The 25,636-nt window shown below is 56.6% G+C and carries 20 protein-coding genes and 1 tRNA gene; 7 read left to right on the top strand and 14 right to left on the bottom strand.

Going from position 1 to position 25,636, the window contains the following annotated elements; all coding sequences use genetic code 11:
* Positions 1-12: 12 nt before the first annotated feature.
* The 3 genes from ACVWY8_RS01075 to ACVWY8_RS01065 all read left to right on the top strand — a co-directional run bounded on the left by ACVWY8_RS01075 (position 13) and on the right by ACVWY8_RS01065 (position 2,320).
* Positions 13-381 (top strand): hypothetical protein, encoded by a 369-nt coding sequence (locus ACVWY8_RS01075; RefSeq protein WP_011432696.1) that lies wholly within the window; start codon positions 13-15, stop codon positions 379-381.
* Positions 382-551: 170 nt separating this feature from the next.
* Positions 552-881, top strand: coding sequence for a YggT family protein (locus ACVWY8_RS01070; RefSeq protein ID WP_011432695.1), 330 nt, complete (start codon positions 552-554; stop codon positions 879-881).
* Positions 882-955: 74 nt separating this feature from the next.
* Positions 956-2,320 carry a cytosine deaminase gene (locus ACVWY8_RS01065; RefSeq protein ID WP_457392347.1) on the top strand — a complete coding sequence of 455 codons (1,365 nt, stop codon included), beginning with the start codon at positions 956-958 and terminating at the stop codon, positions 2,318-2,320.
* 154 nt (positions 2,321-2,474) lie between these two features.
* Here the strand turns inward: ACVWY8_RS01065 and ACVWY8_RS01060 are convergent, their stop codons facing one another.
* The 8 genes from ACVWY8_RS01060 to zds form a co-directional block, all read right to left on the bottom strand.
* The gene (locus ACVWY8_RS01060) at positions 2,475-5,837 is read right to left on the bottom strand and encodes a Swt1 family HEPN domain-containing protein (RefSeq protein WP_414329672.1); all 3,363 of its coding nucleotides are present in this window, start codon (positions 5,835-5,837) and stop codon (positions 2,475-2,477) included.
* A 38-nt stretch (positions 5,838-5,875) separates the two neighbouring features.
* Positions 5,876-6,448, bottom strand: coding sequence for a Uma2 family endonuclease (locus tag ACVWY8_RS01055; RefSeq protein ID WP_414329670.1), 573 nt, complete (start codon positions 6,446-6,448; stop codon positions 5,876-5,878).
* Between the two features lie 37 nt (positions 6,449-6,485).
* Positions 6,486-7,058 carry a Uma2 family endonuclease gene (locus ACVWY8_RS01050; RefSeq protein WP_457392691.1) on the bottom strand — a complete coding sequence of 191 codons (573 nt, stop codon included), beginning with the start codon at positions 7,056-7,058 and terminating at the stop codon, positions 6,486-6,488.
* A gap of 47 nt (positions 7,059-7,105) precedes the next feature.
* Positions 7,106-7,753 carry a Uma2 family endonuclease gene (locus ACVWY8_RS01045; protein ID WP_414329080.1) on the bottom strand — a complete coding sequence of 216 codons (648 nt, stop codon included), beginning with the start codon at positions 7,751-7,753 and terminating at the stop codon, positions 7,106-7,108.
* Positions 7,754-7,822: 69 nt separating this feature from the next.
* Complete coding sequence (locus ACVWY8_RS01040) at positions 7,823-10,879, bottom strand: DUF1156 domain-containing protein (RefSeq protein ID WP_457392350.1); 3,057 nt, start codon at positions 10,877-10,879, stop codon at positions 7,823-7,825.
* A 340-nt stretch (positions 10,880-11,219) separates the two neighbouring features.
* Entirely contained in the window at positions 11,220-11,924 is a 705-nt protein-coding gene (locus tag ACVWY8_RS01035) for a Uma2 family endonuclease (RefSeq protein WP_457392352.1), read from the bottom strand.
* 29 nt (positions 11,925-11,953) lie between these two features.
* Positions 11,954-15,553, bottom strand: coding sequence for a helicase-related protein (locus tag ACVWY8_RS01030; RefSeq protein ID WP_457392354.1), 3,600 nt, complete (start codon positions 15,551-15,553; stop codon positions 11,954-11,956).
* A 455-nt stretch (positions 15,554-16,008) separates the two neighbouring features.
* Positions 16,009-17,448 carry a 9,9'-di-cis-zeta-carotene desaturase gene (zds, locus tag ACVWY8_RS01025; protein WP_457392357.1) on the bottom strand — a complete coding sequence of 480 codons (1,440 nt, stop codon included), beginning with the start codon at positions 17,446-17,448 and terminating at the stop codon, positions 16,009-16,011.
* Positions 17,449-17,600: 152 nt separating this feature from the next.
* On the opposite strand from zds, the gene ACVWY8_RS01020 reads away from it, so the two are divergent.
* Positions 17,601-17,672: transfer RNA gene (locus ACVWY8_RS01020), tRNA-Gly, on the top strand.
* 49 nt (positions 17,673-17,721) lie between these two features.
* On the opposite strand, the gene ACVWY8_RS01015 is transcribed toward ACVWY8_RS01020, so the two are convergent.
* The 5 genes from ACVWY8_RS01015 to ACVWY8_RS00995 all read right to left on the bottom strand — a co-directional run bounded on the left by ACVWY8_RS01015 (position 17,722) and on the right by ACVWY8_RS00995 (position 22,529).
* Positions 17,722-18,462, bottom strand: coding sequence for a M15 family metallopeptidase (locus ACVWY8_RS01015; RefSeq protein ID WP_457392359.1), 741 nt, complete (start codon positions 18,460-18,462; stop codon positions 17,722-17,724).
* Positions 18,463-18,510: 48 nt separating this feature from the next.
* Positions 18,511-18,948: a peroxiredoxin gene (locus ACVWY8_RS01010; protein ID WP_011432689.1), complete on the bottom strand. Its 438-nt coding sequence runs from the start codon at positions 18,946-18,948 to the stop codon at positions 18,511-18,513.
* A 70-nt stretch (positions 18,949-19,018) separates the two neighbouring features.
* Positions 19,019-19,636 (bottom strand): HD domain-containing protein, encoded by a 618-nt coding sequence (locus tag ACVWY8_RS01005; protein WP_457392362.1) that lies wholly within the window; start codon positions 19,634-19,636, stop codon positions 19,019-19,021.
* A gap of 280 nt (positions 19,637-19,916) precedes the next feature.
* A complete protein-coding gene (locus ACVWY8_RS01000) occupies positions 19,917-21,059 on the bottom strand; it encodes an NYN domain-containing protein (RefSeq protein WP_457392365.1) in 1,143 nt (380 codons plus the stop codon).
* A 357-nt stretch (positions 21,060-21,416) separates the two neighbouring features.
* The gene (locus ACVWY8_RS00995) at positions 21,417-22,529 is read right to left on the bottom strand and encodes a dockerin type I domain-containing protein (protein ID WP_457392368.1); all 1,113 of its coding nucleotides are present in this window, start codon (positions 22,527-22,529) and stop codon (positions 21,417-21,419) included.
* Between the two features lie 179 nt (positions 22,530-22,708).
* Here ACVWY8_RS00995 and ACVWY8_RS00990 point away from each other — a divergent pair, with 179 nt between their 5' ends.
* Together ACVWY8_RS00990 and rpmB are read left to right on the top strand one after the other, a co-directional pair.
* The gene (locus ACVWY8_RS00990; protein WP_011432684.1) at positions 22,709-23,071 is read left to right on the top strand and encodes a hypothetical protein; all 363 of its coding nucleotides are present in this window, start codon (positions 22,709-22,711) and stop codon (positions 23,069-23,071) included.
* Between the two features lie 24 nt (positions 23,072-23,095).
* The gene (rpmB, locus tag ACVWY8_RS00985; protein ID WP_011431026.1) at positions 23,096-23,332 is read left to right on the top strand and encodes a 50S ribosomal protein L28; all 237 of its coding nucleotides are present in this window, start codon (positions 23,096-23,098) and stop codon (positions 23,330-23,332) included.
* Positions 23,333-23,371: 39 nt separating this feature from the next.
* On the opposite strand, the gene ACVWY8_RS00980 is transcribed toward rpmB, so the two are convergent.
* The gene (locus tag ACVWY8_RS00980; RefSeq protein ID WP_238376916.1) at positions 23,372-24,100 is read right to left on the bottom strand and encodes a pentapeptide repeat-containing protein; all 729 of its coding nucleotides are present in this window, start codon (positions 24,098-24,100) and stop codon (positions 23,372-23,374) included.
* 254 nt (positions 24,101-24,354) lie between these two features.
* Between ACVWY8_RS00980 and gshB the strand changes: the two genes are divergently transcribed.
* Positions 24,355-25,302 (top strand): glutathione synthase, encoded by a 948-nt coding sequence (gene gshB, locus ACVWY8_RS00975; RefSeq protein ID WP_457392371.1) that lies wholly within the window; start codon positions 24,355-24,357, stop codon positions 25,300-25,302.
* Positions 25,303-25,636: the final 334 nt, after the last annotated feature.

Raw genomic sequence — 25,636 nt, 5'->3', positions numbered from 1 at the left:
CTGGACAAAAGCGTGGCAGATCAGAAAGGTGACTTCATTGCGGGTGTAGTGACTGGCGCCCTGTTGGGAGGGATCATCGGCGGGGTCATTGGGTTTGTGCTTGCCCCTCGACTCAGAAAGGGATCCGCCGAAGGCCAACGCCGGGATCCGGATCGTCTCAACGGCACCTCGGTAGCCCCTGAACGACCGCGCCTCAGTGCTTCGGGTGAGTCGGCCATGTCCAGCGACTGGAGGAAGTGGGAAAATGAGGCAGAACGCATTGCTCAAGCCCGCCGCACTCTAGAGGCCAAGATTGCCGAGTTAAACGAGGCGATTCAGGCCATGCGCACGCAATTGCTCGTCAAGGAAACCTCTTCCAGGGCTGTTGAGGAAAAGCCTTGAGCAGGGGATCCCTGTCCATGCCAAACTAGAGGCGGCAGCGGCTTTCCTCTCTAGGTTCTGCCATCCTCTCTCGGCTGAGTTGCGATCCTGGGCCAGGTCTGCCTCTGGCGAAGGTGCTTCAGCTTAATGGATGTTGAGTTGATCGAGTCGTTTCCCTACTTTTCCCAACCATGATGCTCAGTCACTTGTTGTCTCCTCTCGCTTGGGTGGACGGCCTCTCCCTGGGGTTGGTCTACGGCACTGCCGCGTCTTTGCTGTTCCGCTCCCTTTACCAGTTCATCGTCATTTACAATGCTCTGCTGATCGTGCGGATTTTGCTGAGCTGGTTCCCGCAACTGAACTGGTCTAACCCCATCCTGTCGGTGCTCAGCCAACTCACCGATCCCTATCTCAACCTGTTCCGCGGCATCATTCCCCCCATTGGCGGCTTGGACTTTTCCCCCTGGCTGGCCTTCATTTTGCTCAGTTTTGCCATGCAGGTGGTGGGCCAGTTTGCCTAGCCGCTGTAGCACTGGATTCCTCCTGAGGGGCTCGGATCCCCTTAATATTGGGAGTCACTTTTTCGTTGCCCGCCATGCAGATCCCCGGCGTTGCCCACTACTGGCTGCTGAATGCTCAGGTTCCCCTGTCGGTACTGAAGGAGGCGGTGCCAGGAGCTGTTCCCAACCGCGATAACCTGGTGTTGCTGGATCTGGAAATCGAAGGGGGGCAGATCCGCCAAATCCAGGCGGCAACAGGGATCCCGCCCCAGGGGATCCCCGGCGTGGATCTAAGGCGAGGCCAGGTGTGGCCCTGCTTTGTGGATATCCATACCCACCTGGACAAGGGACATGTGTGGCCGCGCACCCCCAATCCCGATGGCACCTTTGCCGGGGCGAGGCAGGCCGGCCAGGAAGATTGGGTGAAGATGAAGCAAGCCTATGACGGGGATCCGGAGCGGTTTCGGGAGGATCTCTACCGTCGCTTCAGCTTTGGTTTGCGCTGCAGCTATGCCCATGGATCCCAGGCGGTGCGCACCCATCTGGCCTGTGAGAACCCTCAAGTTATGGGGGCCAACTGGGAGGTGTTTGTCCAGTTGCGCCGAGAGTGGGCGGGCAAGCTGGAACTCCAGGCGGTCACGCTTCTGAGCTTGGATGCCTTTCTCACCCCTGCAGGGGAAAAGCTGGCGGACAAGGTGGCCGAAGTGGGCGGGATCCTGGGTGGGGTGGCGGCGATGGGGCCGGAACTGGATCGGCAATTGGATCGGGTGTTTGCCCTGGCCAAGGAGCGGGGCTTGGCTCTGGACTTTCATACGGATGAGACGGATGATCCGGGATCCCTCACATTGAGACACGTAGCAGCGGCGGCCTTGCGCAACGATTTTCCCCATCAGGTGGTGTGTGGCCATTGCTGTAGCCTGGCCGTGCAACCGCCGGAGGTGGCCCACAAGACTATGGCCTTGGTCAGAGAGGCGGGAATTGCCGTGGTCAGCCTGCCCATGTGTAACCTATATTTGCAAGCCCGTAACCCCGGCCATACCCCCCGCTGGCGGGGAGTGACGCTGTTGCATGAGCTGAAGGCTTTGGGCGTGCCGGTGATGATAGCCAGCGATAACTGTCGGGATCCCTTCTACGGCTTTGGGGATCACGACGGCCTGGAGGTGTTCCGGGAGGCCACCCGCATTTTGCACCTGGATACCCCCTATGGGGATTGGCCACAGGCGATTACCACCACCCCTGCCCGCATCATGGGCTTGACCGAGCGAGGGCCAATTGGGGTGGGTTTGCCGGCAGATCTGGTGCTGTTCAAGGGACGTGGCTTTGATGAGCTGCTTTCCCGTCCCCAGCATGACCGGGTGGTGTTGCGTCAGGGGCAGGCCATCGACACGACTCTGCCGGACTACAGCGAACTGGACGACTTGATGGAGAAGGTGGGGACAGCGCTCAGCTCCGAGAAGTAGAGCGGGGTCACAGTCGTTTCAAGTTAGATTAAGACACTTCCCAATTGCTCCACGGTGCCGCCCCAGCGTTCCGCGCCGCTGCCACAACCACCACCTCCAGGCAAAGGGAGAGAGGAGCTAGTGCACAATGCTAAGGAAAAAGTTTCATTCCCGCTTAAAAATGACTATGCGGATTGTCCTCGAACTCCAGGGTGCAGAACTTTAAGGTTCGGCAGTTTTCCGCTACCGTGCGCCTCACGCTCTCCGGTAAGCCTTCCGGTATTTCCGCGTCGATTTCCAGGGTAATTTTGACAGTGGCTCCTGGCAGATTGGTCAGGTGCCGGATGACCTCGTCGGCAAGGGTTGCAACATCTCTGTTGACCCGCAGGGGATCCATTTCCACCCTGCCGTAAAATCGCCTCGGCAACGCCGGCTGGGAAACTTGATTTCCTTGATTCGTAACTGGGGAATCCTCCTCGCCGGGGCCAGGAAGAGGCGGAGTGCTGTCTGGGAAGATGCAGGGCGCCTTTGGGGAAGGAACTTGAAGGGCTTCCAATTGACGGCGGGCAACCTCTGGCTTGACCAGCAGGCTGTTGGAACCGATGCTGGGCTTGACTATGGCTGCCACTTGCAAGCCGAGGTATTTGCCTTTGGACTCATCGAAGGCCTCTGCGTAGGCAAAGCTATCCTCCCAAGCAGTTGAGGCTACCCCGTCTTCTACAGCTCTTAGAAGAACGGATGGGTCTTTCAAGCGGGGTAGGTAGAGGTACTGGGCCAGGCATTCCCACAGTCGTTTGAGATCGATGTGATCAGCCTCGCGCCAGAGGAATCTATCCAGCGTATCCAGGCGGAGGGTGATGGCAGAGTAAGCGGTAACCAGATCCCCCTCGTGGACAGCTTTGCGGCTGGCTTGCAAAATGGGGGAATCTTGCCCCTGCAGTCGGCATTCTTTCCACTCTAGACTGCCTTGGGGATCAGGCTGGGCTGGGATCAGCAGCCATTGATAGGTTTCCCGCAGAGCAGCCTCAACAGCAGCCTCGGATTGGTGCAGCTTGGTATTGGCTTGGGCGGTTTGGAAGGCATCTAGGTTGAGGAGATCTTTGTCTTCCAGGATCCCTTTCCAAGCTAGGTATTGGGCGGTATTGCGTTCTAGGCTTTCCAGGCGGGTTTTGTCGGGCGCCAAAAACAGCAGCATGTTCCTGTAGTAGCGGGGGCCGCTGCCGCGACGCTGGAGGGCCTGCTCAGCCCAGACTCGCCCAGGGCTATCCTGGCTACCCCGGCTATGGGAATACTGGGGATGCAGGATCACCAGCCGCACGCCTAAAGTGGGATCGTCGGGAATATCGGCAGTGGAGTCGGGGGCAACGTGAACGGCGCTGAACTCACCGCGATTTCTGTCGGCTTTGAGGCGCCGGATGATCTCTTGGCAGAGGGTGTGGGGCTCGTCCCTCAACAGTTGCTCGGCTCGCTCCTGAGCAGTGCGGTTGACGTTGGGCTGGGTGGAAATCCAGTAGCGACTGCCATCTCCGTATAGGTAAGTTGCCTGGTCGGATAGCCGCCGCAGGGCATCGCCGAAGGTGATGGGGTGTTCTCCCGGTTGCACGCAGCCCAGCTTGATGCGGCGCTCCTCAATGCCGCGGTTGGCGGCCCGCAGGGTGGGGGCGGATCCCATGTAGATGGTGCGGGCAACCCGGCGACAGGCGGAATACCGGCCCAGGTTGGGGTGATCTCGGTCGAGAGTCAGGGGCAGGGAAGTGGGGCCATCCACGTCTTTGTCGATTACCGGCAGCCAGTTGTCGTCTAGGTAGCGGGTCAGCTCTGCTTGTACCTGTTGATCGTCCATGGGGATGTGGGCGGGCAGGATCATCAGGCTGCGGTCATTTCGCTCCCAGAGGGTGTGGATGACCCTGGCCATCAGCCGTAGCACACCGCGGGTGCGTTGAAACTTGTCGAGAGTAGACCAGTCGGAGTAAAGGCGGTCAAACAGCTCTGGGTGAATGGGATAAGCAGCCTTGAGGCGGCGTTCGTAGTCACTTTCTTTGCACTCGCTGGGAAATTCCTGGCTTTGGCTGCGATAGAGATCCATGAACGCTTTCACCACGGCATCCCGCTGCACAAATAGCTCGGGATTGGTGAGGGGCTGAAACAGGCGGCGGCGGACAATTTCAAAGCTTTCTTCAGCGCTCGCGGGCCGCCAAGGGGATTCCACCCGGCCAATGGCATTTCTCAGGCGAACCAGAGCTTCTTTGCCCCGCTCCCCGCCAATTTCAATATCCGAAGAAGGAAGGCTCACCACCAGCAGTGTATCTTTTGCGTTCTTGGCCGATTCGCTCAGGGTTTGGGCAAAGGTAAACTGGGTGTCGAAACTGCCGCCGGCTAGGTCAGGGCTGTCGTGGAGTTGGCGAGCATAGGCCACCCACTCATCGATTAGGATCAGGCAAGGGGCATAGCGGTTGAACAAGACTTTAAGCGCATCGCCGGGGTTGGTGGAAGTTGCGTCGGCCTGCTGCACCCGCGCATAGCCTTCGGCACCTCCCAGTTGCCAGGCCAACTCCCCCCAAAGGGTGCGGATCAGGGGGCGGTTTTGCTGGGCGTGCTCAGGCTTGTAGGAGGGAATGCCGCTGGGCTGGAGCTTGTTCCCCACCAGGACGGCTATCCTGACGTTTTGAGGTGGTCTCTGCAGGCCGACGGCTTGGAGAAGAGACTCTGTGCCGGGTAGGGGGCCCTCACCCCTAGCCCCTCTTCCAAAGAGGTGGTAGAGGGCAAGCATGGCGTGGGTTTTGCCGCCGCCAAAGTTGGTCTGCAACTCTATCACGGGATCCCCCCCTTGGCCGCTGAGGCGCTTCAGGGCATTGGTGAGCAGTTGTTGCAATCCCTCGGTAAGGTAGGTGCGGCGGTAGAACTCGACGGGATCCCGGTACTCATCCGAACCTTCGCCCAGGTAGACTTCCCAAAGATCGGCGGCAAATTCGGCTTGTTGGAAGCGACCTGAAGCCACATCGGGGTGGGGAGTGGCAACCTCGCGCCAGGGCTTGAGGCCAGCCTGGGGCTGACCTTCTGTAGGGGATCCCATAGCGCGACGGCTTTCCCGCTTGGCCTGTTCTTCGAAGCGCAGTCGCAGTAGCTCTTGTTTTTGTTTTTCAACTTCGGCAGCTTGGGGGGCAGCAATGGCGCTCAGCAGTCGGGCAACGCTATCGAGGGCGCGATAGGCATCGTCAAAACCAAAAGTGCAGGTGTGGGCCCAGGTGTTGCGGGTATTGCGCAGCTCGCTGACTAGGGTGCGCTCCGCTTGTCCCAGAGTTTGCCTGAAGACGGTGTTCCACTGCTCCCACATGAGAGTCAGCAGCGCCAAAACATCTTCCTCCAGGATCTGCTCAGGACTTTTGAATTTGGGAGAGCTCTCGGGCAGGTTGTCGGCGACAACTGTCAGCCACTTCTCTCCATGGAAGGCTTGCATCTCCCGCACGACAAAAGGATAAAGCCCCTGCCGCAGAAGGTTGAGGGCGCGTCCAACTCGTTCGTGGTTGCTGATAGCCATAAGTGATTGAATGAAATTGAAGTTAGGGGGTGGGTCGATTATTTCCAGATTAAAGTGAGATCCACAACAAAGCCAGGGAGAACCGGATCCCCAGACAAGCTAGTAGGCCGCTCCAAAACTTGCACCAGCTGACCTGGGCGGTAGACGTAAACCCGCTGGCTTTCTGGATCGATCAGCCAGCCCAGTTGGGATCCGTTGTCTAGGTACTCCTGCAGCTTGGCCTGAAGGATAGCCAGCTCGTCAGTGGGGGACTTCAGTTCCAGCACAAAGTCGGGGCAAAGAGGAGCAAAGCGACGACGCTGCTCCGGGGTAAGCTGCTGCCAGCGCTCTTTGGCAATCCAAGCGGCATCGGGAGAGCGGATGGCCCCATTGGGCAGGGCAAAGCCCGCGGAAGAGTCAAAGACAAAACCTAAGTTCTTGCCTCGATTCCACTGCCACAGTTGGCCCAGCAGGTCGGCATTGCGGAATCCAGTTTCGCTGCCTGCAGGGGCCATGGCAATCAGTTCTCCTTGGGCAGTGCGTTCCAGGCGCAGCTCAGGATTTTGCCGGCAAAGCTGTTCGAAAACTTCATCGGTTAAATTCAAAGCCGGTTGCAGGTTGAGGGCAATCATAAGCTTTGCCTGCAGAGCAACTCAGGGCCCGGGGGCGCTACTCCCAGATTAAAGTGAGATCCACAACAAAGCCAGGGAGAACCGGATCCCCAGACAAACTAGCAGGTCGCTCCAAAACCTGTACCGGCTGACCTGGGCGATAGACGTAAACTTGGCCCTTTTCTGGGTCAATTAACCAGCCCAGTTGGGATCCGTTGTCCAGGTACTCCTGCAGCTTGGCCTGAAGGATAGCCAGCTCGTCAGTAGGAGACTTTAGTTCCAGCACAAAGTCAGGGCAAAGAGGAGCAAAGCGACGGCGCTGCTCTGGGGTAAGCTGCTGCCAGCGCTCTTTGGCAATCCAAGCGGCATCGGGAGAGCGGATGGCCCCATTCGGCAGGGCAAAACCTGCAGAGGAGTCAAAGGCTACACCAAGCTGGGTTTGCCGGTTCCACTGCCAGAGCTGGGCGCTGAGGCTCAAGTTTTGACGGCTGCTTTCGCTGCCTGCAGGGGCCATGGCAATCAGTTCTCCTTGGGCAGTGCGTTCCAGGCGCAGCTCAGGATTTTGCCGGCAAAGCTGTTCGAAAACTTCATCGGTTAAATTCAAAGCCGGTTGCAGGTTGAGGGCAAGCATCATCTTCTTTGGGCAAAACTCTCAGAGTACGTGGCCTATGGCTCGTATTAATTCCCTAAGATGGAGCGTATTTTTTGGCGAAGGGCACGAAGGGCTGGACTTCTACCCAGATCTCGACTTTGGGCCAAGACTTCTGGCACCCACTCTAAAATCGGTAGCTGAGGAAAGGTTGGGCTGGTGGCAGAAGCCTGATATTGGCCGGATTGCAGGATGTAGATGGTTAGCTGGTTGCCTTGATAAACCCAAAGTTCGGGCACTCCTAGGCGGGTGTAAGCCTCAATCTGGGTTTTGGAAGTAACATCCACTTCGATGGCCAGATCCGGAGGCGGGTCAACAGATAGATCCAGCCGATCTTTGCCAATCACGGCCTGGTGATTTTGGATATAGAAGCATTCATCAGGTTCGATCCCGTAGTTCATTGCTTGCTGTTTGAAGGTAGCTGACCCAAAACATTCGCAGTCAACTTCCAGTTCCTCTAGCAAGATTTTGACAATGTCTCCAATGATGGATTTTTCTCGCTCATGCTTGGGTGAGGGCATTCTGATTTCCAATATCCCATCGCTGTAGGCAATGCGGCTGGCTCGCTTTTCGCCCAGCTCATCTAGGATGGCTTCAAAGTCTAACCAATTCAGATTGTGAATCAGCAGGCGCTGGCCGGGTGGGATGGTGAGTTGTCGAAGCTGGAGGGTGACCATCGTCTGGTTGGGTGTAAGGATAGAAATCTCTGAGGTCTTTTAGGCTTTGCTTCCCCCAGAGGTAGGGGGCTAAAGCAAGCTGGGCTGGAAAGGATCATGCTGCTTTTTCTTCATTTCGGATGCTAGCCGGTTAATTTCCGGCCAGGCAATGACGAGGGTGTTATAGACCAGCGCCTCTTGAGCCCAGCCTTTTTTGTCGCAGAGGGTATAGAGCCGATAGGCCAGATCGCGGGCAACCGCACCTCTATCTCCCAAGGCAGCCAGGAGAGCGGCGGCTCCCATTTCCCCTTTCTGATCGAGGGTGTGGATGAGGGTCTGGGTGATGAGCCAGGCGGAGGAAGCAAGGAGCAAGGAGAGGGAATCTGCTCCCTTTTCTTTTCTCTGGGCTATTTCCTCTCTTCTCAACAACCGCACCTTGCCGGCCTTGGCTTCTAGGATCCCAAGTTCCTCAAGGGACTCAATGCTGACGTTTCTGGCCTTGCTGAGGACTTCTGCTTCCCCGTAGGGGCCTGGCTCAAATTGATATTGGGCAAACCAAGTGGTGGCCCAGCGGCTGCCCTCATCCAATTCCCCTTCCTGTTCGCTGAGATATTCATCTAGGTACTGGTTGATCAGCTGCAGGGCAGTGCGGACGGTCAGGGGCGAGCCATCGCTTTCCAAAACTGCAGCATAGCGGGAATAGATGGCCATGCCGGGGCCGATGCTGGCTTGGGCCAAGTCCACAGGAGCAATGCTGCCCTGCTGCAGAAGCTTGAGAGCCTCAGGCAGCTCGCGCTTCAGCTCGGCAAGGAATTGGCGACGGGTAGCCTTGGGCGCATCGGCAGGACGAGGACGGCAGACTAGAACGATGGAAGAAGCGAGGGCGTTAGTGCCAGATGCAATCATGCGGTTAGCGAGTTCGGTTCGCAGAGGCCAAGTGCCGTCAATGGTGAACCCAGCCCTGATCAAGCCTTCGAGCATGGTTTCCCAACCCGTAGAGACTCGGCCACTCATGCGCTCTGGGCTCTCACCCCTGGCTCCCCTACCAGTACGGGAGAGGGGGATAGGCTTGTCCGTGTCATCATCCTCTTCATCTTCCCCTTGTCCTTGGGGAGAGGTGTCTTCTTCCGTTTGCTTAAAGGCGTAGTAAACCGTGAGCGGGTAATCGGCATGAGAAATGCCGCGAATTCGGTTAAAAGCCTTACTTAATCCTGCCTCGAAGAACTCTTTAGTCTTTTGCTTGTCTCCACTAAAACGGTAGGGAGTAGCTACCAACTCTTGATCCTTGGGAGCCAAAAGAGTGCTAAAAAGATCGGGGTATACAGAGTTGAGACAACGGCGCAGCCAAACATAGAAGAAGTCTGATAAATCGGCATAGCTAATGTTGTCATAGTAGGGCGGGTCGGTGGAGATGAGCTTGGGGGTGGTGTCCTGGGGGTGAGGAGCTGTTGCGTCATGTTGGGTGACTTGAGCAAGAGAATTGGGAAGCGCGTTTTCAAGAACTTTAACAATCCAATCAATCGCACCATTGAAGTTTCCTGTTGAATCACTCATGGGATTGGCTTCGGCAAAATCCCAAGCCATAGGAATTGCTTGTCGTGTAAAAACATGGCTCATTTTCTCGCCACTGGTGTGCCAAGTGCAAATGCTGCTCCAATAATCCGAACTTTTGTTGATCGCAAAACTCAAATAAACGCTAATCGCCTCTCCATAGGCCCTAGCTCCCGTCCCCCCCTCGGCTAGGGGCACATCGTCATTGGGGAGTCCGGCGGCAGTCGCGTCAGCGGTGCGCAGCACCTTGGCATCGGCGATGGCCTTTTCCCGTGCTTCCGCCACCAAGTCGCTGAAAGTGGTGAGGGCCACCAGTTGCCGAGGGGTGAAGAGTTTATCGTAGGTGTTCAATCCATAGATAGGGGTATTAAAGTTTCGGGGATTTTGAGGCAAATCGGCTTCTGGTTTCCAAGTGGGTTGTGCTGATTCAGCAATTTCAACGTGTTCTTGTTGAGGTGATAGATACACCCTGCCATTTTGTCCCTCCGCCACAATGGCCATCAGTTGCGCTCCCATGCGTCCGGCCTGACCTTCTTTGCGGATGTACTCCAGCGGCACAGGCGTTCCGCAGGCAATGCAGCGTGCCCCTCTGCGGCCTACGGTTCCTTCTGGCGCTTGACCCTTACCTGACTTGACCACAAACCGGATTGAGGGAGCAGAAGCGCTCTCTCCCCCATTCACCACCACTGGCTCTACCCAAACCTCTTTCCCCTTCTTCGTCGAAAGCTGAAACGATCGCACCAAGGGCATCTGACAGCGGCAGGCTGGATTTGGACAGGTCACCGTCCGCGCCCACAACCAGGCAATCACCGTCAACTCCTCTGTGCCTAAGGACTCCGTTCCGCTGACGCGAACGGGGCTTGAATAGGGAGGATAGAGATGTCCAATGCGTTCAAAGGCTTGTTTCCGCATCCAAGCCCCGTAATACCGGACGTCTGCTGCCAATCCTTGGGCACCCCGCCAGGCTGAGATATGCTTCTTAGCCCGATCTTCAGGGTTGATGGGGGCTTTGTCCTTAAACTTCGGTGGAATCTCGATCAATGCCTTGTTGATCAGCACCGCCACCGGGTTGAGATCGCTGGCATGGGCCTCTAACCCCAAGCGCTGCGCTTCCAACGGGATGGATCCGCCACCGGCAAAGGGATCGTAAACGGGCGGCGCGTACTTGGCGATGTATTCTCTAACTGCTGCCGGATCCGTAGGGGGCTCTTCTCCTCGATCCCAGGCTAGACATCGGGCAATTTCTCGCTGCGCTGCCTCCAGCACGCCGGAGTTTGGATTGTTCACGTCATCCCAGGACACCAGACCCCGCACGACCCGCTTCCCCTGTTCGATCTCTATGCGGCCCAGGATGTTGAACAGCCGCTGCCGCTCTCGCTCTTGGTCGGCCTCGGTGGGGAACTTGTCCGGCCAACTGGAAGGGTCATCGACCAGGGAAGCCCAGAGCACTGCCCGACAGGCTGCTAGGGGTCGCCGCGCCCACCAGAGATGTAGGGTGCTGGGGTGACCATGGCGGATGGATTTCTCGCGAGCCGATTCCAGATTGATGGCTTCGAGGGGCAGGGCAACTTCAATCAGCTTCTTGCGGCGGCTCATTAGACAAAGGTCAGCTAGAAATTGCAGGAGCCCCGCACTGTACCCGTAGGGTCGGTGTCGGGAGGAATGCTATAATAATACTACGGACACCAGAAACGGTTGTTTAAGGCACTGGTAACGGTCGATTGGGGGTGCTGTAAACCACCCCAGAGGTCAAGCCTACGGCTCGCTTCGCGAACGTGGTTGGCTTGCTAACTGCAGGGCTACTAAAAGCCCGCTCCGTACCGCCTAGCGGTTGGTGTCGGGTAGTTTACTCGGGTTAAACAGGCTGCAGTTTAGAGTTTAGTCTGAGGGGAAGGCGGGCTCAACGAAAAGATGGCTCCAGCCTGTTCAAGAACAACTAAGGCATCTTGATTTTGGACAAGCCATGTTGGGTGCCGATTGAGTTGCTACTTTTTCTGGACGACGACTGGATTTGTCCTTGTACCCATCGGCGGAATGCTTGAATTGCTTTGTTTCTACCTAAGACTTTGCTCTCCTGTAGGTAATGAGGGATAACTTGCTTTAGGTTTAAGCCTGGGAAAGTTGGGCTTTCATCAACTTCTTGGTAATTGCCAAATCGGAGTACATTAACTTGAAGAATGCCTTGATCAAATCGCCATAGCTCCGGTACCTGAAGTGCTGCGTAAAGATCAAGATGGGTTCGGGATGTGATATCAACTTCAATTGCAAGATCGGGTAGTGGATCGATCATGAGATCTATTCGTTTCTTGCCGCGAATTGCTAGCTCATTCTGAATATAAAAGCACTGGTTAGACTCCAGGCCATAAGTTGTAGGCTTTCTTAAGGTCACCGAACCTAAACTGCGGAACTCAATATCCAGCTCTTCCAACAGCGCTTTAATTAAATCACCAATGATCTCTTTATCATCCTCATGCTCTGGAAGCGGCATCATGATCTCCAGCAAGCCATGATCGTAAGCCAACCGAGACCCCCGCTGGTTTCCCAATTCGCTCAGTATGGTTTCAAACTCTTGCCAAGAGATGCCCTGCAAGACAACTCGCTGACCTGCTGGAACATGGATTTGCCGCAATTCCAGTAGCATGAATTCATCCTACCAATGAAAGTTAGTATCTATTTGGGATCCCTTCCTCGATTCCACAATTCTTTCCAATCATAGTTGACGCTACTGGCCCCAAAATCCGGCTCCCGTTGAAAAGGCCGCCGCACATACCGCACCTGGCAGCCTTCGCCCGGCACGGTGTAGGTGCCTGCAGGGGTCTTTACCCTGAAGGCATCCCCTTCTGGAAAGGCGGGATCGGCTGGCACTTCTACCAAAGCCAGGATGAAATGGTCGGGTTTGTTGAGAGCTGTCAAGATTTCATTTTTGGTAACGGTTACCGTCTTTGCTCCCTCAACTCTGCCTTTGACTTCAATGAAGCGAAGGCCTTCCCTTCCAGCGGATTCGATATCGTAGCCCAGGTTTTCAGCGCTGACATCACGAGGTTCGTAGCCCAACGCCCGCTCTATGGCCATAACGGCAGCCATTGCTGCTTGTTCTACTCGCCGGGTTTCGCGGGCAAAGGTGGTAGGGGTTGACCCTCGCTTGCCCTGTAGCCGCTGCAGCAGTCCGATGGGGATCACCAAGGCTTTCCCGGTTACCACCGGCGGCAAGGAGGATAGCTGGCGCTCCTGCTCCAACTCCGATAGGCGCTTCTGAAGGCGATCCGCCAACTCATCCGCCCGCTGCTGAGCCTTGGCAGAGTTGAGCTTGGCGTTGGGCCTGCCGGCTTGCTCTTGCAGCCGCAACTGTGCAGCTTGATGATCCCAGTAGTTAATTTCTCGGGTGAGGCGATCTTTAACAGCCAGCTCCGTCTTGTTGATCAATTCTTCCCGCTGAGCTTTGATTTCCTGGAAATGCTGGGGAACTAAACGCTCAATGGCGTAAGCGATGGCTTGGCTTTCTACCTCTGAAGCCGAGAGCTGGGGGATGTGGGATCCAGCTTTCGCTTTCACAAGGTCGCGCTCTGCGGGAGTTAGGGGCCGGTAGTCCAAGTAGGGAGCATAGCCGGCGCTTCTTACCCTGACGCTCTCTCCTCCTCCTAGCCCTTGGGGAGCGGGGAGAAAGATCTCCACATATTGCATCCGTCGGGAGATAACCCGTCGCTGGCCATTTCGGTCTAGGCGCCCATCCTGAAGGGCATGCTCTAGGTACACCAGTATCCGTGGTGTTTCGCCGGGATCGTTTTCATCGACGAGGATGGATCCCTGTCTGAGCAAATCTCGGTGTTGCTCCAAAACCAAGTCCAGAGTGGCATCCAGCAGGGGATGGGCTGGGCAGATGAACTCTGCCGGGGGCTTGTTGGGGACGCTGATGAGGTTTTTGTTAAAGGTAATCCGCTCGTATTTTTTTAAGATGGGTGCGCCCAACCCAATCTGGCGGTCGCGATTGCGAATTGCTGCCGGCACATGGGTAATTTCATAGCGTTTGGGTTCCCGCTCTCGAATGGTGCCACCCAAGCGTTGAAAAGCTTCTAGGAAGAAGGAGGCAATGAAATGAGGCTGGAGCTTGCGGGCCTCGGCTCGCTCCATTTCCGCCCGGATTTGCTGCACTTTGGTCGTATCCATCGAGTCGTGGGCCAGGGCGCGTTCTGCCAGGAGTTCCCTGAGCCGCTCGTGGTCTAGGCGATCTGCAATCACTTGATTGAGTCGGGCCTTGACCTCTGGACGATCCCCGTAGCGAATGGCCTCGATCAGCAGCTCTCGCAGTTCTTGACCGGCAATCGCTTTGCCCAGGACATCGAAGACCTTGCCCCCCAAGGCCCTTTGCTCGATTTCTATTTTTTTCAGCAAAGCCAAGTAGACATCTCCTTCCCGCGTTTCCTCGGCCACTAGGTTCCACAGGTGGCAGACCTCGGTTTGACCAATGCGGTGAATTCTCCCAAAGCGCTGCTCCAGGCGGTTGGGGTTCCAAGGCAGGTCGTAGTTCACCATCAGGTGGGCCCGTTGAAGGTTGATCCCTTCTCCCGCAGCATCGGTAGCAATGAGTACTTGAACGGCGGGATCCTGTTTAAAGGCTTCCTCGGCTTTTTTGCGCTCTTCTCGACCCATGCTGCCGTGAATGGTGATCACCGCTTCCGGTTGGCCCAGCAAGTTCCCCACTCGGTCAGCCAGATAGTTGAGGGTATCTCGATGTTCGGTGAAGATAACCAACTTGCGCCGATGTCCGCCGGCATCAAACATCTCCCCCTGATTTTGCAAGAGTTTCGATAGCTCCTCCCACTTGCGGTCTTTGCCGCTACGTCTCACTTGCAAGGCTAATTTTTCCAGCTCCTGCAGCCGCTGAATTTCTGCCTGCAGCTCGACAATTGTGCGGGCGGCAGTTGCCTGATCTACCAGCTCTTCTTCTCGCGGTTCCCGCTCTTCAGCAGGGCAGTCTTCAAAATCCTCATCCCAGCCTTCTTCGTCTAGCAGGGAAGTGGTAAAAGCAAGGTTGTCTCCCCGGCTGCGCAATTGTTCTTCCTTTAGCTTCCGCTGCAGTCTCTCTCGTCTTCGCAGCAAGGATTGGTAGATCGCTTCTGGAGAAGAGGCTAGCCGACGTTGCAGGATGGTTAAAGCAAAACCGACCGTCCTTTTGCGGCTACCTTGCTCTAAAGCTTCCGCGCGGTTAAACTCTTCGCGCACGTAATCGGTCACTTCCTTATAGAGCCTGGCTTCCAGGTCAGACAAGACGTACTGGACGGTGTAAGCTCGCCGTTCGGGAAAGAGAGGCTTGCCATCGAACTTGAGCAGGTCTTCTTTCACCAGCCGCCGCATCAAATCCGAGGCATCACAGGTATGAACTCCATCTCGGAATCTCCCCTCAAAGCGATCCCCATCCAGCAAAGCCAAAAAAAGCTGAAAGTCTTCTTCTCTACCGTTGTGGGGAGTGGCTGTCATCAGTAAAAAGTGGCGTGTTAGCTGCGAGAGTAACTTGCCCAGCTTGTAACGCTTGGTTTCTTTGATTTCTCCCCCAAAGAAGGATGCGGAGAGTTTGTGGGCCTCATCAACAATAACCAGATCCCAATCAGTTTGCCTCAGTTTCTCCTGCAGGGCCTCATCTCGGCTGAGCTTATCGAGGCGGGCAATGAGAAGAGGTATCTCCAGGAAAGGGTTGCCAGTTCGGGCGGCTTGAATGCGATCGTTGGTCAAGATCTCAAAGGGCAAATGAAACTTTTGCACCATCTCATCTTGCCACTGCAGCGTTAGACTCCCCGGGCAAACGATGAGACAGCGGTGCAAGTCACCTCGAATCAATAGCTCTCTAACCAAAAGCCCTGCCATGATGGTTTTGCCGGCACCTGGGTCATCGGCCAGCAAAAACCGCAGCGGCTGCCGCGTGAGCATTTCCCCATAGACGGCGCTGATCTGGTGGGGCAGGGGTTCTACCAGAGAGGTGTGAACGGCCAGCAAGGGATCAAACAGGTGCGCCAGCCGAATCCGATAGGCCTCTGAAGCTAGGCGAAATAAGGCGCCGTCTCCCTCGAAGTTGCCAAGGGATCCCTCGGCTACCACCTCTAGGGTTGGCTCTTTATCCCGAAACAGAAGCTCTGAATGGAGACGCCCCTGAGTGTCTTTGTAGATGGCCTCGATGGTGCTGCTGCCGTACCACCTCACACTCACGATGGCAACGGTTTGATTGGGCAGGATCCCTTTGACCTTGGCGCCAGGGGTGAGATCTTCCAGTCGAGCCATAAACTGCGGGTTTCCAGAGCTGCGAGCGGAGCCTGTTCCAGCTCCCCATTGCTATGTTGCGCTCACTTCCAGCTCTTTTCCCACAGCAAAAGTCCCCTTCTTCCATAAAAGGAGACAGCAGTTTGGAGTTGGCAAGCGGCTTCACGACGGTTTTAAGCCGGTTTTAAGTCCTGATACATTTACGCTGAACGCTGCTGAACATCACTGTTCAACTATGCAGCGATAGCATTCTGTTTGTTTCCAACCAGAATGGCGGTATCCCGCAAAGCTTTGAGTAGAATACCCAAAGCGCAGTTTCCGTGTCGTCTTACTACCAATTTTCTGCTTTGCTTTGGCTACCATGTTGGCAGACTCGAAAGTAAACAGAAAGATCAACTGGTAGTAATCCGTACTGAACATATTATACATTATTTTCAGTATAGTTGAGCTTATTATTGACTAGAGTCATGCTCCTATCAGGGATCCCTGTGGGCAGCCAGAATGGCCTGAGCAGCCAGGTGGCCGGAGAGGGTGGCCCCTTCCATGCTGTCGATGTAGTCTTGGGCGGTGTAGCTGCCGGCAAAAAAGAAGTTGGGTATTGGGGTCTTTTGCTGTGGGCGATAGGGATCCATGCCCGGCGCTTCTCGATAGAGGGAGTGGGCCAGTTTCACCACGCTGTACCAGGTCATGTTCAGTTGCCGGGATGAAGGAAACAGCTCGTGGACTTGGTGCAACACGTGCTGGGCAATTTGCTCGTTGGGCATGGAAATGAAGGGATCCCCCGGCGTGAGCACACATTGTAACAGGGATCCCTGGCCGGGTTTGTAGTAGTCGGCGGGGCTGGTGAGGGCCAGATCGGCAAAACAGGAAAAATCGGCATCGGCGGTGTAGAGGAGATTATCGATGCCAAGAGCCTCTGGGTGTTCGCCAGCTCGTTTGGCCTGGCCTTGGGGGGTCAGCTCCGTCACCCAGCCATCGAAGCGCAACTGCACCGTGGCCACAGGTACGGATTCCAGCTTGTAGAGGTTGTCGAACTGTGGCCACTGCCGCCATACCTGCGGGATCAGCCGTTTGGCCCCTTCCACCGCCGCTGCGCACACGTACACATCTGCCTCCACCCGCTCTCCATTGGCCAAGAGCAAGCCGGTCACGGGGTAGGGAGAGGAGTCGCTCACTTCAATGCGGCTGACCCCCCTGCGGGTGTGGATCTGGCCCCCGCGGGCTTGGATGTAGCGGACGATGGGCTGAGTGAGGTAAGTGTCCGGGGATCCCTTGAGGAGATTGAGCTTGGAGGCTTCTGTTTTGCTGGCAAACATCTGAAAGATCGTCAGCATACAGCGGGCAGAAATCTGCTCTGTATCGATAAAGCCCAAGGCATAGGCAATCGGGTTCCACATCCGCTTCAGGCTACCCTCGGATCCCCCATGCCGCCGAAACCAATCGGCAAAGCTCATCCGATCCAAGGCGCGAATTTGCCGCATTGCCCCTTCATAGTCCAGCAAGCCGCGAATCAAAGGGCTGGTGCCCAGCGCCAGAGCATTGCGCAGCTTGTCCGCCCAAGAGAGTTGCTCGGTGGTGAAAAAGGCCTTGAGGCCGTTGAAAGGTGCCCCCAGGGGAAAGCGAAAATCCAGACTGGCCGTCTGCCCGCCGCGGTTGACAAAGATGTGGGTGTGCTGCTTGGGCAGCAGGTTCTCGTAGGCTCCCACCTTCTTCATCAGGGCAAACAAGTTGCTGTAGTTACAGAAAAAAACGTGCAGCCCCATCTCGATGTGGTTGCCATCGGCATCCTGCCAGGATCCCACCTTGCCGCCGACAAAAGGCCGCGCCTCGTAGAGCTGCACTTCGTGTCCTGCCTCGACCAAATCGACTGCCGTCACCAACCCGGCCAATCCTGCCCCGATAATGGCTACCCGCATAGCGATACCCTCAAACAAGCGCCGCCCGGGATCCCGCCCAGACCTGACGCAACTGCAAAGAAAGATGAACTTCTCTCATTCTGGAACAAAATGCGCCGGGGATCCCTGACTTGACAAACCACCGCAAAACTTGCCATCATAAATTTCCCGACGCGGATGTAGCTCAGTGGTAGAGCTTCTCGTTGCCAACGAGACGGTCGCGCGTTCGAATCGCGTCATCCGCTCTTTGGGCCCTCACCCCCAGCCCCCCTCCCCTCAGAAGAAGGGAGTTGGCTAGCGCTTGTAAAAGGTCTCTAGGCTATGGCGGTCGCCCACAAAGCGCCAGTGCCAGGGCTCGTAGCTTACCCCCTGAGGGTTGTTTCTGGGGAAAGACAGCTCAAAGCCAAAGCGGGCCGCGTTGCTCTGCAGCCACTGGAAGGCCGGGGTGGTCTCAAAGGCTTCTTGAGTATCCCACTGCGGAAACCCGGCATCCCCAAGGTCGATGGCGTAGCCAGTGTGGTGCTCGCTGTAGCCAGGGGGAGCACTGACCGCAGCTCGTTCCTCGGGTCGCAAGGCTCGGGATTGAGCCAATTGAAAAAACAAGAATTCCTGATCCGCAATGGAGCGAAACCCGGAAATGGGGACAAGGCGGATCCCGGCAGCTTGAGCTGCTTCGCTCATGCGAAGGTAACTTTCGGCAGCCGCCTGGCGCAGGCGCACCTCTCGACCACGGTAGCTGCCCACCACCCGCAAGCTGTCTGCAGGGGCTTCGGAATAGGCATAGTGCCCCAACAGAGAAGGTCGCCCATTCTGCACAGTTGGCTGCGGCAGAGGGGGCTGACCGGCTTCCTCCAGAACTTGGGGATCCGCCGCCTGCTGGGATCCCGGTAACTTCTCTATCCCCCAACCCGCCAGGAGCACTAGCCCAACCAGCACCAGGCCCAAGACTAGACGGGACCTCAGGGCAGGCACCGAACTTTGCGCTTTTTTCGCCGGAGTGGACTGGCGACGGGCGACCGGAATGTCGTCGTTCATGCGCAAAGGCCGGGATCTAGCGAGGAGTACTGAAAAGAGGCAGCGTTTCTACAAACCCAAATCCGCCAAAATATCGCGGGCATGGGTTTCGGTATTGATGTTCTGGTAGACCTTGGCAATTTTGCCCTCGCCATCAATGACGTAGGTCACCCGCTTGGCATAGCCGCCCCCATCCACATCGTAGGCGCGGGTAATCACCCCACTGCTATCCACCAGTAGGGGGAAAGGCAAGTTGTACTTTTCGGTGAACTTTTGGTGAGAAGCTTGGTCGTCCATGCTCACCCCCAGCACCACCACGTCCTTGCTTTGGTAGTCGGCGTAGGCGTCGCGGAATCCACAGGCTTCTTTGGTACAGCCGGGGGTGTCGTCTTTGGGGTAAAAATAGAGGACAACGGTTTTGCCGGCAAAATCAGCCAGCGAAACCTGGTTGCCTTGGGTGTCAGTGGTGTTGAACCCAGGAGCAGGGGTGCCAACAGCGAGAACCATAGGTGCGTGACCCAAAAAGTGTGATGAATAGGGCTGCCCTCAGCATTTTCTTCAGCCCTGGTTGTCCCTGTCAAGGCATTGCTGCTCCAGCTTGACGTTGCAACTCGACCACCAGCTCTTGAAGCTCCACCGATAGCCTGCCAGGCAGCCGTCGCCCCAGAATCTCTGCCAATGATCGGTAGTACCACAGGGATCCCTCTTTTCCGGCGGAAAACCGCTGCCAGAGTTCATCCCCCAGTTGGCGAAAATCCCGCAAGATGCACTGCATGTTGTGCAGCTTATCGGCGGCAGCCACCAGCAAAACCGAGGCATCGGCAGTTTCCAAATGCTCCAGGTAGGCGGTTTTGCGCTCTGCCCAGTCTTCTTTGGCCATTCCCAGAGAGCCATCGCTGCGGGTATCGGTACAGCCGAGAATGATTTGCAGCACCCGTTCCCCAAAGTGCTCCCGGATCTGTTGCTCAATCTGGGCCCGGGGCTCGCCTGTGTTGTGGGGGCCGTCCTCTAGGCTGTCGTGGAGCAGAGCGGCAATCGCTTCATCTTCATCCGCCCCATGCTCCAGGGCGATGGCTGCTACGGCCAACAGATGGCTGAGGTAAGGGATCCCGGTTCCCTTGCGGGTTTGAGAAGCGTGCCAGCGGTAGGCATAGTGCATGGCCTCCGCAAACCGCTGTGTTAGCTGCGTTGACATCTGGATTCTCCGATTGGGTTCAGTTGGCTGATTGAACAAGTGATTGGACAAGGCTGATCCCAGTGAGGCTCAGGCGTTGAGATCGCAAATGAGAAAATCGTTAGAAAATATAGTGTTTCAATAGTGTTTCAGGTTAGCGTGAGACGCCTGGGCTACTGAGAACAGCCTTTGGCCGCATTGCTCCGCAACGCTGACGCGACGACGCGACCCATGTTCTGGGTGTGGGTGCAGTGTTCTGGTTGGAATCGAAATGGCCCTCATTCTCCTGAGATGGCAAGGTTCAGCCGGTGGCCGGAGTCTGTTTTGCAGGTAGCGGCACCAGCGTTCCTGTCCCCTGCCAAGCGCACAAATCGACGAACCGATCGGCTATCCGAATGAGCTTCGGGTTTGTATTCGGCCTGTAGGCGGCTACCTCCAGCCGGCAGCCTTGGCGGCGGATGTACTTGAGGGCCGGCACAAAATCTCCATCCCCGCTCAGCAGCAGCACCGTCTCGTAGTGGGAGTGCATCGCCATCAAGTCCACGATCAGCTCCCCATCCAGATTGGCTTTGCGGCTGCCGTCGGCGTGGATCACCACCGGCTTGGTGACCACCCGATAGCCCTGTTTTCTCAACTCCCGCAGGAAACGACGCTGAGCTAGGTTGTGGCGATCTACCCCGCTGTAGACATGCACTTCCATCTCGGATCTGCCCTGGGCCAGCCAGCTGAGCAGACTGGGATAGTCGAGATGGGATCCCCACTGCTGGGCGCTGGCGTGGAGATTGGCCGCGTCGATGAACACCCCCAGGGCTTTGCGGGGAGATGCAGGGGTCGGCTGAGACGCCACAAGCTGCTGCAGGTGTTGGAGTTGCGCCTGTACAGACTCCAGTTGCTCCAGAGTCACTTGGGGCTGGGATGTCGGCAGAGCATTCAACCGCAGCTCCACAGCTTTTAACCGCTGCTGAATGTGCTGGATGGCCTGGGTGGTGGGGGCTAGCTGCTGCCGCACGGACAGATGAGACGTGGGCCGAGCTTCGAGGGCGTCGATCCGCCCTTGTAATGTTTCCAGTCGGGCCGCCGTCTGCTGCTGCTGTACCCAGATGGGCTCCAAAACCTTTACTTTCTGCTCGAGCTCTTGAATGGCTTCAGCCGGGGAAGCCAAGGTCTGCTGCAGAAGGGACGGTTCAGCAGTGAGCCGAGCGTCCAGCACCTCGAAACGCGCTTGCAGGGTCTCCAGTTGGGTTGCTGTCTGTTGCTGCTGTGTCCAGGTCTGTTCCAGAACTTGGCCAAGCTGTTCTTCGCGGCGGCGGATGGCAGGGTAGGCTGCTGCCAAAGGTAAGAGCCCCCAGATCACTTGGCGGGTCACCAGGGCCGTCACCCCCAGGGCCAGGGATCCCGTCCACAGCCAGGTTAAGGGGAGGGTAGAAGCCCTATTCATGCTCATGGTCAGCTCTCCTTGGTTTGGGTTGATCGGTCTGCTCGGTTGCCAGGATTTCACCTCACTCAAATGGGCCACCTCAGGGATCCCTCTCGAAGATCGAGATGCCCAGAACTCCCAGAGGCATCGAAGAGGAGCAATTCAGCAACTGCAGTATGCCTGCTATTGGAAGGGGAATCTTCCAATCGCTGGACAAACGTATTTCCCTTGTTGAGCAAACGGATCAGATATCGAGTCAGTTATCGAAAGCAGGCTCAAACTTGTTCCTCTTGACCGACAGGCCCCGTGGCCCGCTCAACCTGGATTCAACGTCCAAGCTATTGGCTGACGGTATGGGCCGTAAAACCATTGAACGGAGCAGGGTCAGTTGGGGATCTCGATGGTTACGTTAGCCAACTGCACATCGTCATGATCCACCCAGGCTCCGCCGTGCCGGACGACCGTATCACCTCCCACCGGCACCGAGATGTGCAGGGATCCCCCGAAAAGGGGAATGCTGATCGGCACTTGGGGACCACGGGTGACCATGGGGGGCTGAATCAGGGTTTTGCCAGTGCGCAGGGTAACAGTGTTCAGGCCCAGGCGCAGAGGTTGCAGCGGCAGGGGAATCTGTAGGTTATCTCCCCCCAGGTGAATCTGTTCGACTTCCACTCCGTTCAGGATGACCTGCATGGGAGACATGTTGGCACTGGGGATCCGGGATTGGCCGGCCCGATAGGCGGCGGCAGTATCCAACCCAATCAGGGATCCAATCCGCAAAACCGGTGGGCGCGAAGGCAGGCGTTGCAAAGTGAAAGAGCGGGTCATCTCCACCCCTTGGGCAGGGCCCAAAAATTGCCCGGCGGCAGCCGATTCCGGTGAGTACTGGTTATCCCCCAGGCGGATGACATTCGCCTCCAGTACCAAAGTTGTGTTGGGATCCCAGCGCTCCAACTGCAGTTGCCAAGGCCGATCCCCGCTGGCTTGACCGTTGCCTGTACTTTGGGAATAGGGCAAGTAATTTTCCAGCCGCGCCACCAAAATTTCTTCTGCCGGCAGCGGCCCTGGCAGGCGAAACCGACCCTGGGCATCGGTGCGCACCGAAATACCCGCCCCCGGAATGGCCACCTCCGCCCCGGCCAAGGGCTGCCCTGTCAGCCGATCCACCACCTGTCCCGAATAGGCGGAATCCAACTGCACCTGTCCTGTGGGCACATCCGTTGCTGCCTGAATGCGCTGCTGCAACACTTGCCAGTCGGCTTCTGTGATCCGTCCATCCTGGTCGACATCGGCAGCTCGGATCTGGTCGTCGGTCAATCCCCGTTCTCCCCGCAAGTAGGCCCCCAACAGGTTGAGATCCTGCACCGTCAAACGGCCATCCCCATCCAGGTCGCCCGCCTGAAAGGGCTGCGCGTGGGCAAAAGACACGCCTATCCAACCCAGGCCCAGGGATCCCAGCAACAAGAGCGAGTGGACTAAACAGGAGATCCTAGACATCGCAACTCTCCTGGGGAAAAGTTGGAAGGCGTTGTCCATGTTTTAACGCAATTCACCTCCTCCCAGCAGGGTTGGCCGAGCCGGTGTAGAGTACTCTTGAGCGCAATTTTGCCGGTTCGCCTTTGGCTGCAGGAGCCGAAAACTTAATGGTAGGATAACCGTGGTGGCTTGCCTGTTCTATGGCTCGATACTCTTGCGTTACCCAGCTTGTGGGCTCAGCCGAGCAGCTCAGCGAGTCGATCCGCGCTGTTTTGGAGCGCTGCCAACTCAATATCCTCCACAACAGCCTTGATTATTGGGTGGCCGGCGAGCCTCCCGGAAAAAATCCCCACACCAAACTGGTGACGGTGGAAGTGTTTGTGGATCGCACCCGTCAGGCTGCCGACGGCTCTGTACAGGTGACCTGCATTGCCAAAAATGAAGAGCTGCCCCTCAGAAGCGTTAACCACTGCCAACAAACCTTTGACCGACTGAAGGCAGAGCTAGCCCAGTTGCAAAGTCAACTTCAGCTTGCTGCCCAACAAAAAGATGCCTTACGATAGCTAGACTGAGTTTGCTTTGATCCCATGGCGCGTCGCTGCCAACTAACCAACAAGAAACGCAACAACGCTTTTGCCATCTCCCACTCCCACCGGCGCACCAAGCGCCTGCAGGAAGTCAATTTGCAGTGGAAGCGCATCTGGTGGGAAGAGGGTAAGCGGTTTGTTCGTCTGCGCCTTTCCACCAAAGCCTTGAAGACTCTCAAGGCCAAAGGGATAGGAGCCATGGCCCGGGAAGCCGGGATCGACCTCAACCAGTTTTGAGTTTTCTCTTTAGCCCGGTTGTCCTTGACGGCTCCAACCTCACAGCAAGCCAAAAAGCTTACGGGACTTGGGTTGCAATCCCGCCAGCAAGGTGTTGAGGGTATCCCGTTGGGTAAGCTCGTTGGTGCCGCTGGCCCGCTCGATTAAGAGCTTGCGCGTCTCATCGGAGAGCTTGGCATCGGTAAAATCGGCTCCACTGAAGAGCGTATCTTCAATCTGAGCGTCCCGTAGGTTGGCCCCCACCAAAATGGCTTGTTCTAGGTTGGCAAACTGAAGCTGGCAACTCACCAAGGCAGCCTGGGAGAGGTTGCAGCGAGATAGGTTAGCCTGGCGGAAGTCGGCGGCAAAAAAGTTCCCCTCCGCCAGATTAGCAGCCACCAAGCTGGCTTCGCGAAAGATGGAATGGCTGAAACGGCCCCCCTGAAAGCTGCTTTTGTCCAGTTTGGCGGCGGTAAAGTTGCTGTAGTCCCCCAGAGCCTGGCTAAAGCTGGATCCCCGTAGATCTGAGGCGGTAAAATTGGCCCGCTCTAGCTCAGCGCGGCGAAAGTTGCACAGACGTAGGTCGGCTTGCTGCAGGCTGATCGAGCGCAGGTTAGCCCGCGTCAAATTGGATTTGGGCATCTGAATGCGGTCGAACAGGCCCCGCGAGAGGTAGGCATTCTCCAGGTTGGCACCCACCAGGGAGCGCCCCTCACGCAAGGCTTCCAGCAAGTCCCGCGTGGTTTCAATGCGAACCGGCTCTGAGGGTTGAGAAGGGGGAGCACTCACAGATGGAGCATTCCTCACAGGTTAGGCCAGAAATCCGGTCAACCCAGCCGAGAACTGAGGGCCAACTGGGGATTCCACCTATCAAGCTAACGTTTGCGTCGCCTGTCGAGGTTAAGAGGACATTAAAAAGACAACTCTGCATCGAGCTTTCCAGAGGGGGTCTTCTCTTGTGGAAACAGCCTGCCAGCAGAGCACAATCGGCTCCGATTTGTTGCATACTCGGGGCAGCCTTTCGTCAGTGAACCGCACCTCCCATGCAGGTAGCTTTCATTGTTGACCCGTTGCCTCAGTTGCAGGTGGGCCATGACACCAGCATTGCCCTAATGGAAGCCCTGCAGAAACGGGGGCACCGCATTTTCTGCCTGGGCCTGGCGGATCTCTACTGGGATCAAGGGGAAACGTGGGGATCCCTTGAGGAAATCCGGTTGGATCTGAAGGCGGATCCCTGGTATGAGGTCAAAGACCGGCAACTGCTGCCCCTGAGCCAAATGCAGGCGGTGTGGATGCGCAAGGATCCGCCGGTGGATACGGCCTATCTCTATGCCACTTACCTTTTGGATCGTCTCTCCCCCAGCCGCACACTGGTGCTCAATCATCCTGCCGGGATCCGCTCGGCCAACGAAAAGCTCTATGCCCTGCAATTTCAAGAGTGGATCCCGCGCACCCGCGTCAGCAGCAACAAGCGTCTGCTGCGTCAGTTCGTCGAACAGGAAGGACAGGCGGTGCTCAAGCCTTTGGGTGGCAAAGGTGGGGAAGGGATCCTGAGGGTCAATGCCGGGGATCCAAACCTCAACTCGTTGATTGAAATGAGCACCCAATTTGGTCGGCTGCCTGTGATGGTGCAGGAGTATTTGCCACAGGCGGCGGCAGGAGACAAACGCATTTTGCTGCTGGAAGGAGAGCCTTTGGGTGCCGTCAATCGGATCCCTGGAGAGGGAGATTTTCGGGGCAATATTGCCGCCGGCGGTCGAGTGGAAAAAACCAAGATTACCGAAAAAGAACGGGCTCTCTGCGGGGCTTTGGCGCCGGTGCTCAGGCAGGAGAAGCTGTATTTTGTCGGGATCGATGTTATCGGGGAACGACTAACCGAAGTGAACGTGACCAGCCCAACAATGCTGCGAGAACTCTGTCAGTTGGAAGGAGTTGACCTGGCAGATCAAGTGGCTCAGTGGCTGGAAAAGAAGGTACCCGTCAAGGGCTGAATGACTACCCACCAGGATGTTTCTGGGATCCGGCGCGTCTGTTGCATGGCAGGGATCCCGTCTATCCAGGGAATCCATAGGGATCCCATGAATTCAGAAAGACATAATTATAGCTTAAGGTTGAGATCAGCTTCTTTTGGTCGGCAGCTAGAAAATAAAAAGCCCCACAAGGGGGCTCTGCCGCGACCAGTCAGCGACTTATAAAACTCTAGAGCAATATAAAGAAAAGCTCCATGAATAGGCCGTATTGAACATCGCATTGAGCACAGTTTTTAGAATCTCAGAAAAAAGGCCAAATCCTCGGAGCTGTTATCTTTTTTTTAGATTTTCCGAC

Source organism: Thermostichus sp. OS-CIW-32 (assembly GCF_054060415.1).
Note: the sequence above shows the minus strand (reverse complement) of the source record. Positions and strands in the feature narration are given on the sequence as shown.

Excerpts from the sequence above, each read along its gene's own strand:
- ACVWY8_RS01070 (WP_011432695.1), top strand. The coding sequence starts at position 552 with ATGATGCTCAGTCACTTGTTGTCTCCTCTCGCTTGGGTGGACGGCCTC.
- ACVWY8_RS01065 (WP_457392347.1), top strand. The coding sequence starts at position 956 with ATGCAGATCCCCGGCGTTGCCCACTACTGGCTGCTGAATGCTCAGGTT.
- ACVWY8_RS01060 (WP_414329672.1), bottom strand. The coding sequence starts at position 5,837 with ATGGCTATCAGCAACCACGAACGAGTTGGACGCGCCCTCAACCTTCTG.
- ACVWY8_RS01055 (WP_414329670.1), bottom strand. The coding sequence starts at position 6,448 with ATGATTGCCCTCAACCTGCAACCGGCTTTGAATTTAACCGATGAAGTT.
- ACVWY8_RS01050 (WP_457392691.1), bottom strand. The coding sequence starts at position 7,058 with ATGCTTGCCCTCAACCTGCAACCGGCTTTGAATTTAACCGATGAAGTT.
- ACVWY8_RS01045 (WP_414329080.1), bottom strand. The coding sequence starts at position 7,753 with ATGGTCACCCTCCAGCTTCGACAACTCACCATCCCACCCGGCCAGCGC.
- ACVWY8_RS01040 (WP_457392350.1), bottom strand. The coding sequence starts at position 10,879 with ATGAGCCGCCGCAAGAAGCTGATTGAAGTTGCCCTGCCCCTCGAAGCC.
- ACVWY8_RS01035 (WP_457392352.1), bottom strand. The coding sequence starts at position 11,924 with ATGCTACTGGAATTGCGGCAAATCCATGTTCCAGCAGGTCAGCGAGTT.
- ACVWY8_RS01030 (WP_457392354.1), bottom strand. The coding sequence starts at position 15,553 with ATGGCTCGACTGGAAGATCTCACCCCTGGCGCCAAGGTCAAAGGGATC.
- zds (WP_457392357.1), bottom strand. The coding sequence starts at position 17,448 with ATGCGGGTAGCCATTATCGGGGCAGGATTGGCCGGGTTGGTGACGGCA.
- ACVWY8_RS01015 (WP_457392359.1), bottom strand. The coding sequence starts at position 18,462 with ATGAACGACGACATTCCGGTCGCCCGTCGCCAGTCCACTCCGGCGAAA.
- ACVWY8_RS01010 (WP_011432689.1), bottom strand. The coding sequence starts at position 18,948 with ATGGTTCTCGCTGTTGGCACCCCTGCTCCTGGGTTCAACACCACTGAC.
- ACVWY8_RS01005 (WP_457392362.1), bottom strand. The coding sequence starts at position 19,636 with ATGTCAACGCAGCTAACACAGCGGTTTGCGGAGGCCATGCACTATGCC.
- ACVWY8_RS01000 (WP_457392365.1), bottom strand. The coding sequence starts at position 21,059 with ATGAGCATGAATAGGGCTTCTACCCTCCCCTTAACCTGGCTGTGGACG.
- ACVWY8_RS00995 (WP_457392368.1), bottom strand. The coding sequence starts at position 22,529 with ATGTCTAGGATCTCCTGTTTAGTCCACTCGCTCTTGTTGCTGGGATCC.
- ACVWY8_RS00990 (WP_011432684.1), top strand. The coding sequence starts at position 22,709 with ATGGCTCGATACTCTTGCGTTACCCAGCTTGTGGGCTCAGCCGAGCAG.
- rpmB (WP_011431026.1), top strand. The coding sequence starts at position 23,096 with ATGGCGCGTCGCTGCCAACTAACCAACAAGAAACGCAACAACGCTTTT.
- gshB (WP_457392371.1), top strand. The coding sequence starts at position 24,355 with ATGCAGGTAGCTTTCATTGTTGACCCGTTGCCTCAGTTGCAGGTGGGC.